The sequence below is a fragment of the Flavobacterium sp. KY-23415 genome, assembly GCF_055384985.1.
In genome coordinates, this window is the sequence record NZ_AP044001.1 from 1,154,924 (window position 1) to 1,172,273 (window position 17,350).

11 protein-coding genes are annotated in these 17,350 nt (G+C 31.9%); 6 read left to right on the top strand and 5 right to left on the bottom strand.

The window, feature by feature from the left end; all coding sequences use genetic code 11:
• The first annotated feature begins 178 nt into the window (after positions 1-178).
• The 5 genes from ACZ49Z_RS05240 to ACZ49Z_RS05260 all read left to right on the top strand — a co-directional run bounded on the left by ACZ49Z_RS05240 (position 179) and on the right by ACZ49Z_RS05260 (position 9,851).
• On the top strand, positions 179-658 hold the full coding sequence (locus ACZ49Z_RS05240; protein WP_464307133.1) for an N-acetyltransferase family protein: 480 nt from the start codon (positions 179-181) through the stop codon (positions 656-658).
• A 24-nt stretch (positions 659-682) separates the two neighbouring features.
• Complete coding sequence (locus ACZ49Z_RS05245; RefSeq protein ID WP_464307134.1) at positions 683-1,936, top strand: aspartate kinase; 1,254 nt, start codon at positions 683-685, stop codon at positions 1,934-1,936.
• A 191-nt stretch (positions 1,937-2,127) separates the two neighbouring features.
• Positions 2,128-5,526 (top strand): hypothetical protein, encoded by a 3,399-nt coding sequence (locus ACZ49Z_RS05250; protein WP_464307135.1) that lies wholly within the window; start codon positions 2,128-2,130, stop codon positions 5,524-5,526.
• 66 nt (positions 5,527-5,592) lie between these two features.
• On the top strand, positions 5,593-9,093 hold the full coding sequence (locus ACZ49Z_RS05255) for a T9SS type B sorting domain-containing protein (RefSeq protein ID WP_464307136.1): 3,501 nt from the start codon (positions 5,593-5,595) through the stop codon (positions 9,091-9,093).
• Between the two features lie 2 nt (positions 9,094-9,095).
• Complete coding sequence (locus tag ACZ49Z_RS05260; RefSeq protein ID WP_464307137.1) at positions 9,096-9,851, top strand: enoyl-CoA hydratase/isomerase family protein; 756 nt, start codon at positions 9,096-9,098, stop codon at positions 9,849-9,851.
• A 13-nt stretch (positions 9,852-9,864) separates the two neighbouring features.
• Here the strand turns inward: ACZ49Z_RS05260 and ACZ49Z_RS05265 are convergent, their stop codons facing one another.
• On the bottom strand, positions 9,865-10,467 hold the full coding sequence (locus tag ACZ49Z_RS05265) for a 2OG-Fe(II) oxygenase (protein WP_464307138.1): 603 nt from the start codon (positions 10,465-10,467) through the stop codon (positions 9,865-9,867).
• 88 nt (positions 10,468-10,555) lie between these two features.
• Here ACZ49Z_RS05265 and ACZ49Z_RS05270 point away from each other — a divergent pair, with 88 nt between their 5' ends.
• Positions 10,556-11,008, top strand: a complete 453-nt coding sequence (locus ACZ49Z_RS05270) for a 6-pyruvoyl trahydropterin synthase family protein (protein WP_464307139.1) — start codon at positions 10,556-10,558, stop codon at positions 11,006-11,008.
• Between the two features lie 53 nt (positions 11,009-11,061).
• On the opposite strand, the gene ACZ49Z_RS05275 is transcribed toward ACZ49Z_RS05270, so the two are convergent.
• From ACZ49Z_RS05275 to ACZ49Z_RS05290, 4 genes are all read right to left on the bottom strand, one after another.
• A complete protein-coding gene (locus ACZ49Z_RS05275) occupies positions 11,062-11,748 on the bottom strand; it encodes a hypothetical protein (RefSeq protein WP_464307140.1) in 687 nt (228 codons plus the stop codon).
• An 84-nt stretch (positions 11,749-11,832) separates the two neighbouring features.
• Positions 11,833-13,965: a prolyl oligopeptidase family serine peptidase gene (locus tag ACZ49Z_RS05280; RefSeq protein WP_464307141.1), complete on the bottom strand. Its 2,133-nt coding sequence runs from the start codon at positions 13,963-13,965 to the stop codon at positions 11,833-11,835.
• Positions 13,966-14,241: 276 nt separating this feature from the next.
• Complete coding sequence (locus ACZ49Z_RS05285) at positions 14,242-14,814, bottom strand: type 1 periplasmic binding fold superfamily protein (RefSeq protein ID WP_464307142.1); 573 nt, start codon at positions 14,812-14,814, stop codon at positions 14,242-14,244.
• 26 nt (positions 14,815-14,840) lie between these two features.
• Positions 14,841-17,219: a TonB-dependent receptor plug domain-containing protein gene (locus ACZ49Z_RS05290; protein ID WP_464307143.1), complete on the bottom strand. Its 2,379-nt coding sequence runs from the start codon at positions 17,217-17,219 to the stop codon at positions 14,841-14,843.
• Positions 17,220-17,350 lie beyond the last annotated feature (131 nt).

Below are 17,350 nucleotides of genomic sequence, written 5' to 3' on the forward strand. Positions count from 1 at the left end.
CATGTAAAAGAGTTTTATTAAAAAGCGAACAAGAATATTTGTAATAAAAATATAATATTTTGTTATAAAAACACACAAAATGTTTTAAATTTAAAAATATGTTTAATTTTGTCGTTGTAACTTAATTTATATTTAATATTAAAATACGAGCAAACAACATTATATTAGCTACAAAAAAATGATAATAAGAGAAGGAAAAAAGGAAGATATGAAATCTGTATTGCAGCTTATCAAAGAGCTTGCAGTATTTGAAAACGAACCCGATGCTGTAGAAATTTCGGCTGAGGATTTAGAGAGAGATGGCTTTTCAGAACACCCTCTTTTCAAAACATTCGTTGCAGAAAGTAATAGCGAAATTATAGGATTAGCATTATATTATTATCGCTATTCTACATGGAAAGGAAAAACCATACACTTAGAAGATCTAGTAGTGAAAGAAAACAAAAGAGGAACAGGAGCGGGTTTTGCATTATATTCTGAAATAATTAAACAAGGTAAGAAAGACAAAGTAAAACGCATTGAATGGAATGTCCTTGATTGGAATACAAATGCAGTGCGGTTCTATGAAAAAAGTGGTGCTAAAATATTAGATGACTGGAGAGTCGTTCAAATGAATGAAAAAGGAATCGATGAATTCTTAGAAAAAAATAAAATCTAACTTAAAATCTTAATACGCTTAAGAATGAAAATTTTCAAATTTGGTGGAGCGTCTGTAAAAGATGCAAATGGAGTTAAAAATGTAGCTTCAGTTTTAGAAAAAACAGGTCATGAAAACACACTGATTATTGTTTCTGCAATGGGAAAAACAACCAATGCACTTGAAGAAGTAATAAAAAATTACATAGAAAAATCAAATAATTTAGCTAGTTCTGTTCAAGAAGTTCGAAAATACCACAATCAAATATTAATTGACCTATTTGATGAAGAAGACCATGAAGTGTTTTTTGAAGTAAATGCTCATTTTGACGATTTAGAATATTTTCTAAGAAGTAATAAATCAGCAAACTACAACTTCGTTTATGACCAAATTGTAAGTTATGGAGAAATCGTTTCAACAACAATTGTTAGTCATTATTTTAACCATAGAGGTTTAAAAAACACGTGGTTAGACGTTCGAAATTTCATTAAGACAGACATCACCTATAGAGATGCAAATGTTTACTGGGATCAAACAGAATTGTTAATCTCTAAAAAAATCGAAAAAAACACGCTCTATATTACTCAAGGATTCATAGGAGCTGACCCAAATAATTTCACAACTACATTAGGAAGAGAAGGTTCTGATTATACAGCTGCCATTTTTGCTTATTGTTTAGGTGCTGAAAGTGTAACTATTTGGAAAGATGTACCAGGAGTATTAAATGGTGATCCTAGATTTTTTGAAGACACTGTACTTTTAAATCAAATTTCATACAGAGAAGCAATTGAATTAGCATTCTACGGAGCTAGTGTTATTCATCCAAAAACACTTCAACCACTACAAAGAAAAGAAATTCCACTATATGTAAAATCATTTATAAACCCACTATTACCAGGGACTAGTGTTTCAAAAGGATTAGATTTAGAACCTCATTTACCTTGCTACATCATCAAGAAAAATCAACTTTTATTATCTTTATCTTCTTTAGATTTTTCTTTCATTATGGAAGAACATATAAGTGAAATTTTCTCATTATTCCATCAATATAAATTAAAAGTAAATTTAATTCAAAACTCTGCGATTAGCTTTTCTGTTTGTATTGAAGACAAGTTTAACAACTTTAATGATGTTAAAACCATTTTAGAGAAAAAATTCAAAATTTCGTTTAACGAAAATGTATCTCTATATACTATTCGCCACTTTAATGAAGATGCTTCTAAAATTGTAGAAACCAATAAAACAGTTTTATTAAAACAAATTTCTAGAGAAACACTACAAATTATCACCAAGGAATAAACTACAAATTTAATAATAAGAGAGTCTTGTTCTGTTAGCCTGTGAATTACAACTTTGTAATTTCATTCTTAGTGCAAATAGAACAAGATTTTTTTTATTGCAACAAAAAACCAATTTATAAAAACTGATTACAGAACTAAAACTTTACCACAATAAATACTACTTTTGAAAAATTCGAGTTATACTACTATATGATACAAAAGTGTTTACTATGGATTTTTCTACTCCTATTTTCAGGTGTTTTTGCACAGGAAATAGAAACACTTTATTTATCAAAAAAAATAATCCCAACAAGAGACACCATTTTTATAGAAAAGGTAAGTATTAATGAAGCTTTTTTTGAAATTTTCGACAAAAACAAAACAAAAATAGACACTAGCTATTATAAAGTAAATTTTCAGAAAGGATTTCTTTTATTCAATGATAATTATGTCTCAAAAGACACCCTCGAAGTAAATTATCTAAAACTACCCGACTTTTTAACAAAAGAGTATTCTATATATGACGATTCTCTAATTGTTCCAAATGAAGCAGGACAACTATATACTATAAAAAAAGAAGACAAACAAAACTTTAAACCTTTTGATGGTTTGAATACTTCTGGGAGTATTTCAAGGGGAATAACTGTAGGGAACAATCAAAACACGGTTACTAATTCAAATTTAGACTTACAAATAACAGGTAAAATATCAGACAAAGTAAGTCTTAGAGCTTCCATTCAAGACAGTAACATCCCAATACAAGAAGGCGGATATTCTCAAAAATTAGATGAATTTGATCAAATATTTATCGAGTTATTTTCAGATAAATGGGCTATAAGAGCAGGAGATTTATTTTTAGAAAATCGAGAAGCTACCTTTTTAAACTTCAATAAAAAAGCGCAAGGAATTTCCAGCAAATTCACATTAGGAACACCAGAAAACAAGACTTCCATTTTTGCAGCAGCTGCACTAGTGCGAGGTCAATATGCACGCAGTTCCTTTGTAGGTCAGGAAGGAAACCAAGGCCCTTATAAATTAAAAGGAAACAATGGAGAACTTTTTGTTTTAGTCATTTCGGGTTCAGAAAGCGTCTATGTTAATGGAATTTTATTAGAAAGAGGAGAAAACAACGACTATGTCATAGATTATAATGCAGGTGAAATAATCTTCACATCGTTATTCCCAATCACTTCAGAAATGAGAATTACTATTGAATACCAATATACCGATAGAAACTTTACACGATTTTTAGTGTACTCAGGAATAACACACGAAAAAGAAAAGTTTAAGATTGGAGGATATGTATATTCTGAAAACGATGTAAAAAATCAACCAGTACAACAAAACCTTTCAGAAGAACAAGTTGCGCAGTTAATAGCAGCAGGTGACAATCAATCTTTAATGAATGCTCCTTCAGCCTATATAGATACATATTCTGAAAACAAGATTCTATATAAAAAAATAACACAAGGAACTACAACAATTTTCGAGTTTTCTAATGATCCTAATGAAGAACTGTATAATGTTCGGTTTTCCTTTGTTGGAGAAAACACAGGAAACTATAGACTCGCAAACAGTAATGCAATTGGTAAAATCTATGAATATATTGCTCCTGTTGCAGGAATTCCACAAGGCAGTTTTGAACCAACAGTCCCTTTAATTGCTCCAACCAAAATTCAAATAGCTACGCTTATTGGAGATTACTCACCTACGGAAAAAACCAAAATAGCTTTTGAAATAGCCGTTAGCAATAATGACAAAAACTTGTATTCAACAATAGATGATGAGGACAATAAAGGAATAGCTGCAAAGGTTAATAGCACAAAAAGACTATATACTGGGAAATATGATATTAATAGTTTTTTAGACTTTCAGTTAGTAAATAAAGATTTCAAAACCATTGAACGGTTGTATAATATTGAATTTAATCGTGATTGGAATTTAAGCACACCATTAGGCAATCAATCCCTTTTAACAACAGGATTAAACATTAATTTAAAAGAACATGGCAGCACAAAATATCAATTTGAGAAATTAGATTTTTCGAGAAATTTTTCTGGATCAAAACACCATGTATTAACTAATCTAAAGTTTAAAAAAACAATTTTACATAATAATTTTAGTGCTTTAAAAAGCTCCAGTGATTATGCAAATTCAAAATTTATTAGAAATCAAACAAAAACAAAACACCATTTTCAAAAAAACTGGATAGGTGCTACATTTCGATTAGAAAACAATGAAGAAAAATTAAGTACTACAAACGAACTAAGTAAAATCAGTCAACGATTTACAGAATATGGTGCGCTTATTGGCAGAGGAGACTCTACCAAAATATATGTAGAGCTAGGCTATCTCAACCGTGTAAATGATAGTATAAAAAACGGCGCATTAAAAAAAGTAAATCAATCAGATTCCTATTATTTAAAATCACAATTAATTAGGACTGACAAAAGCAATCTAAATATTTATTTAAATTATAGAAATTTAAAATATACAGAAACAGCAAAAAAAGACGAATCATCTTTAAACTCAAGAATACTATACAACTCCTCATTTTTTAAAGATTTAATACAAAGTGTAACCACCTACGAAACCAAATCTGGAACAATTGCACAACAAGAATTCACCTATTTAGAAGTTGAACCTGGTCAAGGTGTTTATACTTGGAATGACTATAACAATAACAACATACAAGAATTACAGGAATTTGAGATTGCTCCATTTCCAGATCAAGCAAAATATGTTAGGATATTTTTACCTAATCAAATTTTTATTAGAACACATCAAAACAAATTTTCACAGTCACTCAATTTTAATGTCTCTATATGGCAAAATGAAAATGGAATTAAGAAAATACTTTCTTATTTCTATAACCAAACATCTTTTTTAATTGAGCGAAAAATAATTAGAGACGAAAACAATTTTGATTTAAATCCATTTTCAAACAATAAAAACAATATTGGCTTAAATAATAGTTTTAGAAATAGTTTGTTCTACAATAGAGGCAAACAAAAACATTCAACAACCTATACTTACTTAAATAATAGCGTAAAAAGTTTATTAAATATTGGAACACAACAAAGCAACATTTATTCTCACCAATTACAATACACACATTTAATTGATGATAGTTGGCTAACCCAAATAAATGGAAGTATTACAAAGTCAAAAAATGATTCCGAAAATTATAGTAGTAGAAATTTCTCAATAAAAAGTTACGATATAAACCCAAAAATTTCCTATTTATTTTCAAAAAATGCAAGTTGGGATATTTTTTATCAATATAAAAATCAAGAAAACACGATAAATGCACTGGAGTCATTAAAACAAAATAGAATGGGAACATCATTCACATTTAGTGGTAAAAAAGGATTTACATTAAATGGAGAATACTCTTTTTATAACAATATTTTTCAAGGAAACTCATTATCTCCAGTAGCTTTTCAAATGTTGCAAGGGTTACAAGCAGGAAAAAATAGTGTATGGCGATTCTTTTTACAAAAAAGCATTACTCAGTATTTAGATTTAAATATTAACTACCAGGGTAGAAAATCAGAAACAAGTAAAGCAATTCACAATGGAAGCGTTCAGTTAAGAGCTTATTTTTAATTTTTTAACAGAAAAACTCCACTAAACTTGTTATCTTTACGAGTTTAAAATTTTGTCCCTATAAAAATGAAAAAATTAGCTATCCTATTAACCCTGCTTTTATCGAGTCTATTTTCTTTTTCACAGTTAAGTAACAAACACTGGTTACCTCCTTTGCATGCTAGAGCTGGTGCAGTTGTGAATGATCATTACATTTATTTATCTACCCCTTTTATAGACTCTTTTGAAGTAAATGTAACCACTGGAGACGGAACACCCATTAGTGGCTCACCTTTTACAATTTCATTAACAAATCCAGTAAGGGTATTCATTGGCAACAATCAGCCTTCTTCAATGTTTGTAGGCATAAACAATATAAACACTATAGAATCAGACAAAGGATTAATTTTAACAGGTTCAAAAGATTTTTATGTAAGTCTAAGAGTTCGATCAACAAATCATGCAGAGATACTTGTTTCAAAAGGAAGAACAGGAAAGGGAACCCAATTTAGACTAGGAAGTATGCCTCAAGAATTTGATGGAGATGCAAGAAATTTTGTATCTAGTTTCATAGCAACAGAAGACAACACTACGGTAACCGTTTCAGATTACAATACAGATGTTGAGTTCGCTTCTGGAACTGGCAATATAACACTCGACTCACAAACATTTGTATTAAACACAGGGCAAAGTGTAGTATTATCAGGTTATACGGATATTGCAGGAAATTTATCTGGCTTTGTAGGAGCTTTACTTAATTCGGACAAACCTATTGTTGTAAATACAGGAAATGCATTAAGTGGTTTTGGAACAGCAATGGAAGGACAAGATTTTAATTTAGACCAAATAGTTCCGTTTAACCAGGTTGGTAATCAATATATTGTTGTTAAAGGAAATGGTAGTAATTTATCTGAACGCCCTTTAGTTATTGCTACACAAGACAACACAACTGTATTTATAAACGGAAATACAATACCCGTTGCAACATTAAATGCTGGAGAACATTTTCTAATCCCTTCCAGCAACTATATAGGGACTTTTCAACATAAGAACATGTACATAGAAAGCAACAACCCTATTTATGTATATCAATTCTTAGCTGGGAATAGCAGTGATGCAACCACAGGCTTAAATTTCATACCACCATTAAGTTGTTACTGGCAAAAAAGTGTGAAATTAATCCCGGAATTCAAAAACATAGGAAACATTTCTTATGACGATTCTCAAATTATAATTGTAACTGCAGCAGATGCAACTGTCACTCTAAATAACACCCCCGTAACAAGCCCACCACTAACTCCAGTTGGAAATTCTAACTGGAAAACCTATAGAGTCTCAAGCTCACTAACCAATATCATTGTAGAATCTACAGGACCAGTTGCTGTTGGTGTATTTGGCTCTGATGGTCAAAATGCTGGTTTTGGCGGTTATTATTCTGGTTTTGGAAGCGAACCAGAAGACACTAATATAACAATTTGTTCTAACAGTGTTATCGATTTATTTGATGCCATAGAAGGAAATCCAGAAACGGGAGGCTTTTGGACACCAGCATTAAGTAGTGGTACAAATATTTTTGATGCTAGTCAAGATAATGAAGGAACTTACATTTACAATTATGACATTGTATGTGACGGCTTAACGGTTAATGAAACAGTATCAATAAATGTAACTTTTGAACAATCACCATACGCAGGAACAAACACTTCCAAATCTTTTTGCGCTTCTGAAAGCCCTTTCGATTTGTTTGCGCTTCTAGGAACGACTGACAGCTCTGGAAATTGGTCATTAAATGGAACACCAAGAACAAACGGAATTATTGATCCGAGCACAGATGTAGCTGGAGATTATATTTATACCATTCCTGCTACTGCTGCCTGTGAAGCAGTTTCTGCAACTGTAACTGTAACTATTTTCACCTCTCTACAACTTGCGAATACAATCACCGACATTGAAACTTGTGATGATATTGCTGACGGAGACACAAGTGGTCAATCATTATTTATTTTAACCGATAAAGACGCTCAAATTACAAATAATGTTGCTGGTTTAACAGTAAAATATTATGAAGCCCAATCAGATGCTGACAACAATACTACAAACAACATCACATCAATTAGAGCTGCTTCAAATAAAACGATCTATTTCAGGTTAGAAAACACAGACGGCTGTTTTGTTACTGGTTCATTCAACTTAATCGTGAATCCGTTACCTATAAGTTCTAGCATCGTAACACTAAGCCAATGCGATACAGACAGTGATGCCATAACAGATTTTAATTTAACACAAGCAAACATCCTTATTGCACCAGATACTACACTCAATTTTAGTTATCACTCCACTCAGATTGGAGCACAAAACAATACAAATCTAATAACCAACGAAACAAATTTCACAGCGACAAACGGTACAGTTGTGTGGTCTAGAATTACAACCCAAAACGGCTGTATTAGAACAGCAAAAGTAAATCTTGTGGTTTCTACCACGACACTACCAAGTACAACTAATTTCGATTTATATGGGTGCGATAATTATATTAGCGGTGCCAATCCTGAAAACGACGGTTTTGACCTATTTAATTTCAATGACACAAATCCTTCTCTAAATGCTATAGAATATTTTAAAAACTTATTCCCTGCTAGTCAAAGACCTAATTTAGTAGTTACTTTCTATGAAAATGAAGCAGATGCTTTAGCAGAAGAAAATCGCATCATAAACATCACCAATTATAGAAACAACATTCAAAACACTCAAGTAATTTGGGTAAGAATAGACAGTAATTTGAACAATGCTTGCTTTGGATTAGGAGATTATTTAACCTTGCACGTAGTTCCTGTTCCAGAAATTAACCTAGGAGTAGATTTCACCCTTTGTGTTGATCCAATTACAGGATTAGGATCTCGCATGGTTGATGCAACAGCGACAGGAGGTTCTGGTAACTTCACTTATTTTTGGATACCAACCAACCCTGCTACAGATGGGTCTGGAAATGAAAGTCCTGTTTTTACAGTTACACAAGCTGGAACCTATTCTGTAACCGTAAAAGACAACACAACCAATTGTGAAAATTCTGATGTTATAAACGTCACTTTCTCTTCAGAACCTTCACAATTTGAAGCCGAAATCATCAACCCTATTTTCTCTTCAGGATTTTCTACTATTCAAGCCTTAGCTTCTGGCGGCTTTGGAACATACGAATATAGCTTAGATCAAATTGATTGGCAAATGAGCCCAATTTTTACAGATATTTCCAATGGAAGTTATATCGTATATGTTAGAGACATTCAAGGTTGCGGAATTTTATCTTCTCGTACATTATATGCAATCACCTATCCTAACTTCTTTACTCCAAACGGAGATGGCTATAATGACACATGGAACATCTCAAATTTACCAATATCCTTTGAACCAAAAATTTACATCTATGATAGATACGGCAAATTAATTAAACAAATTGATCCGTTTGGGCAAGGTTGGAACGGTCTTTTTAACGGACAACAACTACCTTCAACCGACTATTGGTTCAAATTAGAATATAAAGAAAACGGGGTTCATAAAGAATTTAAATCACATTTCAGTTTAAAACGATAGCAATGCAAGGACAAATAACAACTACAATTACTCATAAAATAGCAACAATATCTTTTTATCATCCAGCTGGGAATTCGTTCCCTAGTTCACAACTGAAAAAATTAACAGAAGAAATTACTAGCTTAGGAAACAATACTAGTGTTTCCATAATCATTTTAAAAAGCGAAGGCACAGGTGCTTTTTGTGCTGGTGCTTCGTTTGACGAATTATTAGCAGTTTCTAATCTTGAGGAAGGTAGTCAGTTTTTTTCAGGATTTGCAAACGTTATCAATGCCATGAGAAAATGCCCTAAATTAATTATTGGACGCACTCACGGAAAAGCTGTTGGTGGCGGTGTTGGATTGCTTGCTGCCTGCGATTATGTCTATGCAGTTCACACGGCAGATATTAAACTTTCTGAATTAGCTATAGGTATTGGTCCGTTTGTAATTGAACCTGTTGTAACCAAAAAAATAGGAAAAACTGCCATGGCAGAAATGACCTTAGAACCAAGTGCATGGAAAAAAGCAAACTGGGCATTAGAAAAAGGATTATATGCAAAAATTTTAAATTCTGTAGAAGAACTAGACACTGCGATAAACGAACACGCTCAGAGTTTGTCTAGTTATAATCCAGAAGGTTTGTTCGAAATGAAAAAAATTTTATGGGAAGGAACTGAAAACTGGGACACTTTATTAATAGAAAGAGCTAGTATTACTGGAAAACTTGTTTTATCTGAATTCACAAAAAAAGCTTTATTGCAGTTCAAAAAACAATAAAGCTTTAATCTCATTATAATTTCCTTGTTTTTAACCAACCTGTAATGCTAACCCTTTTCTGCTCTACAGGTTTTACTTCATGCTCTAAAATTTGACTTTCAAAAATAACCACCCTACCTTTTAATGGATAGATTGTAATTTCTTCATCTGGTTTATAAATAACCAATTCTCCACCAAACTCAGGGCTCCAATCCTCATGATTCAAATAACACACTATAGACAACCTTCTACTATCATCATTTTGAAAAGTATCTAAATGCCTTTTATAAAAAGTCCCTTTTGGGTATAATGCATAATGAAATTCTCGTTTTCTAATCCCTAAAAAACAAGTTCTGTTTACATAATCTGTAAATGCTGTAATTCTATCAAAAAAAACCTTTTCAGCGGGTACAGCTTCTTTTTCATCAATCCAGGAAATAAAATCTCCCCGAATTGTTTTTACAATTTGCTCATTAAAAACATTGCCAATTGCAGCTTTTTTAAACTCGTCTTCCTCATATTTTTGAAGCAAAATATTTCGTAGATTTTCAACTTCTACTTCATCAAAAAAAGTATCAATAACACTATATTGCTTTTCCAATAAGTCTTGAACAATTCTCTCAAATATATCCTCCATTATATTTTTTTTTAGGGCTACAAATATAACAGGAAATAAGTCTAATAGTTCCTTAAAAATAATTATTACCTTTGTTTTTTTATATATTATGAGTAAAATAAGAATTACAAAACAATTTTCATTTGAAACTGGCCATGCTTTATATGGTTATGACGGAAAATGTAAAAATGTTCATGGTCACAGTTATAAACTTTCTGTCACAGTCATTGGCACACCAATTACAGACAAAAACAATGTTAAATACGGAATGGTGATCGATTTTGGCGATCTAAAAAAAATTGTTAAAGAAGAAATAGTAGATCAATTCGATCATGCTACAGTTTTTAACAAAAACACACCCCATATAGAATTAGCCAAAGAACTTAGCGACAGAGATCATCATGTTATTTTGGTTAATTACCAACCAACAAGTGAAAATATGGTTATTGATTTTGCAGATAAAATCAGCCAGAGACTACCAAAAGGAATTGAACTTTTTTCTTTAAGACTTCAAGAAACAGAGACTTCCTTTGCAGAATGGTTTGCTTCTGATAATGATTAAAAAAAACTCGATTCCAATTAGAATCGAGTTTTTCATTTTTATTTATAATTTCATTAGAATTGATATCCTATTCTAATACCACCAAAAACATTGGTTGCAAATTCTGAGTTTTTAGATCCATTAATAGTATCTAACCCTTCGTTATTTCCAGACTTTCCAGAAACATCTTTGTCTTTAACTTTTGAAGATAAAAAATTTAATCCTGCTTCAACACCTAAAAATACTTTCTCAGCAATGTAATAGTCTGCCCCTGTAAATAAAGCAACTCCAAAACTTGAACTATTACCTTCTCTTTTTAAATAATTCCCATTTTCAGCAACAACTTCACTATTATCTTTTCCAAAACCTACTATTAAATCAGCACCTCCATAAGTAGATAATCTATTGGAACCAGCAAAATGCTTTTCAATTCCTATTTTTAAAGTATTGGTGTTAACTACAGTGGTCTTAGTCCCACTTACATTTATTGGAAAATTAAAACCAGAATAAGTATCTGAACCATCTCCTTCTGTTTTTTCATTATCAATTCCCAATCCTAATCTCAATCCAAGGTCTTCTTTTAAGAAATATCTAAATTTCAAAGCTCCTCCATTTAAATTAAAATTAGCATTGTTCAAGCCTCCTATTAAACCCACTTCTGTCGTAACAGTCCCCTCAGTAGGTTTATATGATCCTGAATCTTGTGCATTCACTGCACCAAACACGAATAGTGCAAAGGCACATAAAACATTTTTTTTCATGTAGATTATAAATTTATATTTGTTTGCAATACAAACGCATTTTATAAGCTATTAGTATAGTTTTATGTGCTTTTTTACAAAAAATTATTTCTTCAATTCTCTAACACCCATATTATACAAAGTAAACACCTGCATATCAGTATATTCTTGTATAATTGCGTTAACTGATTTTCCAGCTCCATGTCCTGCATTTACATCAATACGAATTAAAACAGGGTTATCTCCAGCTTGTTTTGCTTGCAATTCTGCAGCAAATTTAAAACTATGCGCAGGCACCACTCTATCATCATGATCTCCCGTTGTTATTAAAGTTGCTGGATATTTTGTCCCCGCTTTAACATTATGAACTGGCGAATAGCCTTTCAGATATTGAAACATTTCAGCGCTTTGTTCAGCAGTTCCGTAATCATAAGCCCATCCAGCACCCGCAGTAAAAGTGTGATAACGCAACATATCTAAAACACCTACTCCTGGCAGTGCTACTTTCATTAAATCTGGTCGTTGTGTCATGGTAGCACCCACTAACAAACCACCATTAGAGCGCCCTGAAATAGCTAAATAATCAGACGAAGTATATTTTTCTTTGATTAAATATTCTGCTGCGGCAATAAAATCGTCAAACACATTTTGCTTTTGCATTTGAATACCAGCATTATGCCATTTTTTACCATATTCTCCACCGCCTCTTAAATTAGCCACTGCATAAACACCACCGTTTTCTAACCAAACTGCATTTGCAATACTAAAACTTGGTGTAATACTAGCATTAAAACCACCATAACCATATAGCATTGTTGGATTTTTACCATTCAATTCAATTCCTTTTTTATAGGTAATAATCATAGGAATCTTAGTTCCGTCTTTTGAGGCATAAAAAACTTGTTTCGACTCATAATCTTCCGATTTAAAATCAACATTTGGTTTTTTATACACTTCCGATTTTCCTGTTTTCGGATCATAGGAATATATTGTTCCTGGTGTTGTATAGTTTGTAAAAGAGTAATACAATGTTTTTGCATCTTTTTTACCTCCAAAACCTCCAGCAGTTCCCACTCCTGGCAATGTTATATCGCGCACTAATTTACCATCGTAATCATATTGCTTAATGCTAGACACGGCATCTTTCATATATTCTGCAAAAAAGTAGCCACTACCCCCAGAAATAGACAATACATTTTCTGTTTCAGGAATAAAATCGACCCAATTTGCTTGTTTTGGTTTTGATAAATCAAACGTAACCACACGTTGGTTTGGAGCATTATAGTTGGTTGACAAAAAGAACTTTGTGCCAATATTATCAATAACATAACTATCACTATCAAAATTATCCACAATATTAACAATAGGTCCATTGGTAGTTAAATCTTTATAATACAACTCGTTACCAGAGGTAGAATTAGATCCAGAAATAATTAAATATTTCTCATCTTCTGTTAAATAACCACCAACATATCTTCTTTTTTCTTTTTGACCAAAAATAACTTTATCTTCTTTTTGAGACGTTCCCAGTTTATGATAATACAATTTATGTTGATCTGTTTTAGCTGAAAGTTCGCTTCCTTTAGGCTTATCATAACTAGAATAATAAAATCCTTCGTTTTTATACCATGAAATACCACTAAACTTAACATCTACGATAGTATCTCCTATTACTTCTTTTGTATCGGCTTTTAAAACCACAACTTTTCTCCAATCGCTCCCTCCTTCAGAAATTGAATAAGCCACTAAAGAACCATCTTTAGAAAAACTAACTCCTCCAAGTGATGTAGTTCCATCTTTAGAAAAAGTATTGGGGTCTAAAAAGATTTCTTCTTTACCCGATTCTCCTTTTCTATACAATACGGATTGATTCTGTAATCCGTCATTTTTATAGAAATAGGTGTAGTTCCCTTCTTTAAATGGTGCAGAAATTTTTTCATAATTCCATAATTTCTCCATTCTCGCTTTCAACTCTTTTCTGAAAGGAATTTTTTCTAAGTAACCAAATGTTACTTCGTTTTGAGCTTTTACCCAAGCTTCAGTTTCTGTACTTTTATCGTCTTCTAACCAACGATATGGGTCTTTTATTTCTTCTCCAAAATAAGTATCAACAGAATCAACTTTTTTTGTTTCTGGATACTGCACTGTCATATCTACCATTGCATTTTCTTTAGCTTCTTCTTTCTTACAAGCCACAAATGCAGTAGTTGCAAGGAGTAAGGTTACGCATTTATTCATTTTTTTTATTTTTTAGTTGTGAAACAAAAATAAGTATTTAATGTGTTAACTTATGTTAAACCTAAACTCAACATTAGAATTTTATTAGGAAAAATTTCTATTATAAATCGGTACAAGCACCATTTTTAAATCTTCAAAGGTTACAACTACATTTGAGATTCAAAATTTTCGTACTTCGTAACTATATAACGTCTTTACTTTCCCTTTATAAAAGATAATGTAGCATTTGGAATAAAAAAGAAGCCTCTGAAAATTCAAAGGCTTCTTTTGTTTGTTTTAGTCTATTGTAATTGGCAAAATCGCTGCTGCATCTGTAGATCCTCCTGCATTAGTAATATCTCCATTTGATACACCACCAGCAGACTTGTTCGGTAAATGTCTCAATGTTACTATTAAGTTCCCTGTTGTTGCTGCACTCCCTGCAACCAAATTAAACTTCACTCCAATTGGTTTGCCATTAGCGTCAACATTCATAGCATCATAAGTAATCGTTCCTAAAGAAGTTGGTAATTGATAAAAAACTTGATGAGAAGCCCCTTCTTCTTCCACTTCAACAGTTATATCTTCAGCTGGGCTTACTAACTCATTTAAAAACTGAACAGTTCCCACATAACTAGATCCTGCGACTAAATTACCTCCTGTCGCAGTAAAAACTGGTGCATTTGGACCATCTCCATCTAAATCTTTTGAAGTTAATACAATATTTTGCGAAGTACTCATTAATGTTATTTTTACAGTGGTAATTACCTCTTCTTCATTAACTGGAGCAGGTGTATCATCGCTAGAACACGCTGTAAAAGATAAAAATGCTAGAATAGAAAGTACTGAAAATTTTAAATTATTTTTCATAATTTGAATTGATTTAATGTTTTTTTTTAAAAATTTAATTTAACTTGAATTTGAAAATTCCTACCTATTTCATCAACAAAAAAACGCTGTTTATTAAGGTAATCTCTATACGTTGTGTTTAAAATATTTTGTACCGAAAATGCTGTCACTAAGCTATTCTTTTTTCCCAGTTGAAATGTCATTTCATTGTAAAAATGCAATAAATGATAAGCATCGGGCGAAGCACTAATTGGCACCAAAACAGGTGTTAACTCATTATTGACAACAATATTTGTAGTAAAATCATTATTTGGATATTGAGACTGTCGAAAAACGAACTCACTCTTTAATTCAGCTTTCCAATGATACCATTCTTCCTTACTATACTGTATTTTATTTCCAATTGTAGCAGGAGGAATATCAATTAAATCGGTATTATTCGTTAAATCGGTACCTTTAACATAAGCAAAACTTGCTTCGTGACTCAATTGGTTAGAAATATTCCATTTATAATTCACATCAAGCCCCACAAGTAGCGCATTGGTTTGATCAAACTCCCAAACTGGGAAAGCACCTCTAATGGTAGTTTCAAAACCAACAGGCTTTAGAAACATAAAATTAGAAACACGATTTAAAAAAGGATTAATCTCTAAAACAACCGATTGCCAACTTTTCTTAAAAGTAGTATTCACTTTTAAGGCCTGTTCTCTTTGCAAACGCAAGTCACCCAATTCAATTTGCCCTGTAGAATGATGCAAACCGTCGCTAAACAACTCCGAAGGATTAGGGTTTCTCGAAGCAAGACCTATATTTAAAAGCCATTCCATTTCATGATGAAACAATTTTCTAAAGCCAACACTACCCGTAAAATTATGATAACTAAATTGAGGTTTTGTTAACCATTGATTCCCTTCTTCATTAATGATAAAATGAGAAAAGCTATCCGAATAACCACGCTCTTCCCATCTTGACTTTAAATAATACTTAGTAGCATTCATTTGGGTAAAATCATAACGTAAGCCAGATTCTAATGTTAACGAATTCTCTATTTTATAATTTACAATTCCATATGTCCCTATATCTACTTTTTGATAACTCGGAATTAATGGACGAATTCCTGTATTTGGGTTTGCAAAATTATCCTGAAAACCGAAATTTCCTCCTAATTTTATTTTCCAATTTTCAAGAAATGTATTATAATCTAACAGAAAAGTATGTGTTGCCAATTGCAAATCTAAAGCCGCTTTATCATTAGTACTGTTTCTACGAACATCAAACTCTAAACGATTATTAAACTGAAAAGCATATTGCAAATCAAGCGAAGTATTATCACTAATCCATCGCTGAAAATTAAGCTTAAACAAATGATGCTGCACTTTTTGTTTTGGTGCTTCAATACCATAAGTAAATGGCTCAATAACACTCGGTTTTCTATTTGTTATCGAATTATACAGATCATTTATATTACCAATATGAGATGCTTTTATAATCCCAATCTGAGCATTATAGAAACTATACATGGCATTAAAATTGTATTTTTCATTTGCAAACCGAAAACCTCCTGAAAAATCTTGCTCTCGGTTTCCCGAATTAGACAAAATATAATCTGGCGTTTCACGATCACCTAAATACTTAAAAGTACCCAATACATTCCAGCTCCAACCATATACATTTCCTTTTTGTAAACTAGTGGTCATGCTACCTCCTCTGCCATTAGAAGAAAGATTCAAGATTGTTTTTCCAACCAAAGTATCTTTTTTTATTACTTGTGGATTAATGATCACAATTCCTCCAATAGCATCGCCTCCATATTGCAAAGCAGACGCTCCTTTTATAACAGAGATACTACCTGCCGAATTAATATCGAAATTAGGAGCATGTTCTGTGCCCCATTGCTGATCTTCTAAACGGACATTATTATTTATAATTGGCACTCTACTACTATGCAAACCATTAATAACAGGTTTTACTATGTTACTTCCCGATTTTAAAATTGAAACACCCGAAACTTCTTTAAGCACATCGCCCAATGATTGATTACTGTATTTTTCAATTGCTGATTTCTCAAGAACTTGCTCATTACTACTACTTGTCGTGCTATTATTCTTTTGTCCAACGGCAACTCCTTTCAAGACAACTACCTCTGGAAATAACTGACGATTGATTGTAGTATTTGAAGACAGTAATATTGTTTCTTCAATTATTTGATAACCTATAGAAGATATATATAGCTTTTGATTTCCTTTCGGAACATCATTTAAAATATAACTCCCATCTGCAATCGTAGCTGTTGTTCTATTGGCAATGTGCACATGAACATCTTTCAAAGGTAAACCGTTTTCGTCTGTAATCGTTCCATTGATTGTTAATTGGGCAAAACCAAAACAACCAAAAAACAAAAAGAATAAGATATAATTGAATCGCATTTTCTAAGTTTAAAATATAAACACAACATATTCTTTTAATACTATTAACAAGAATACATTTAAGGTAACCTCTTTAATGACTACCCTTTTTTAAGCTATCAGAATAAATAACTTAAATAACCATACCCCAC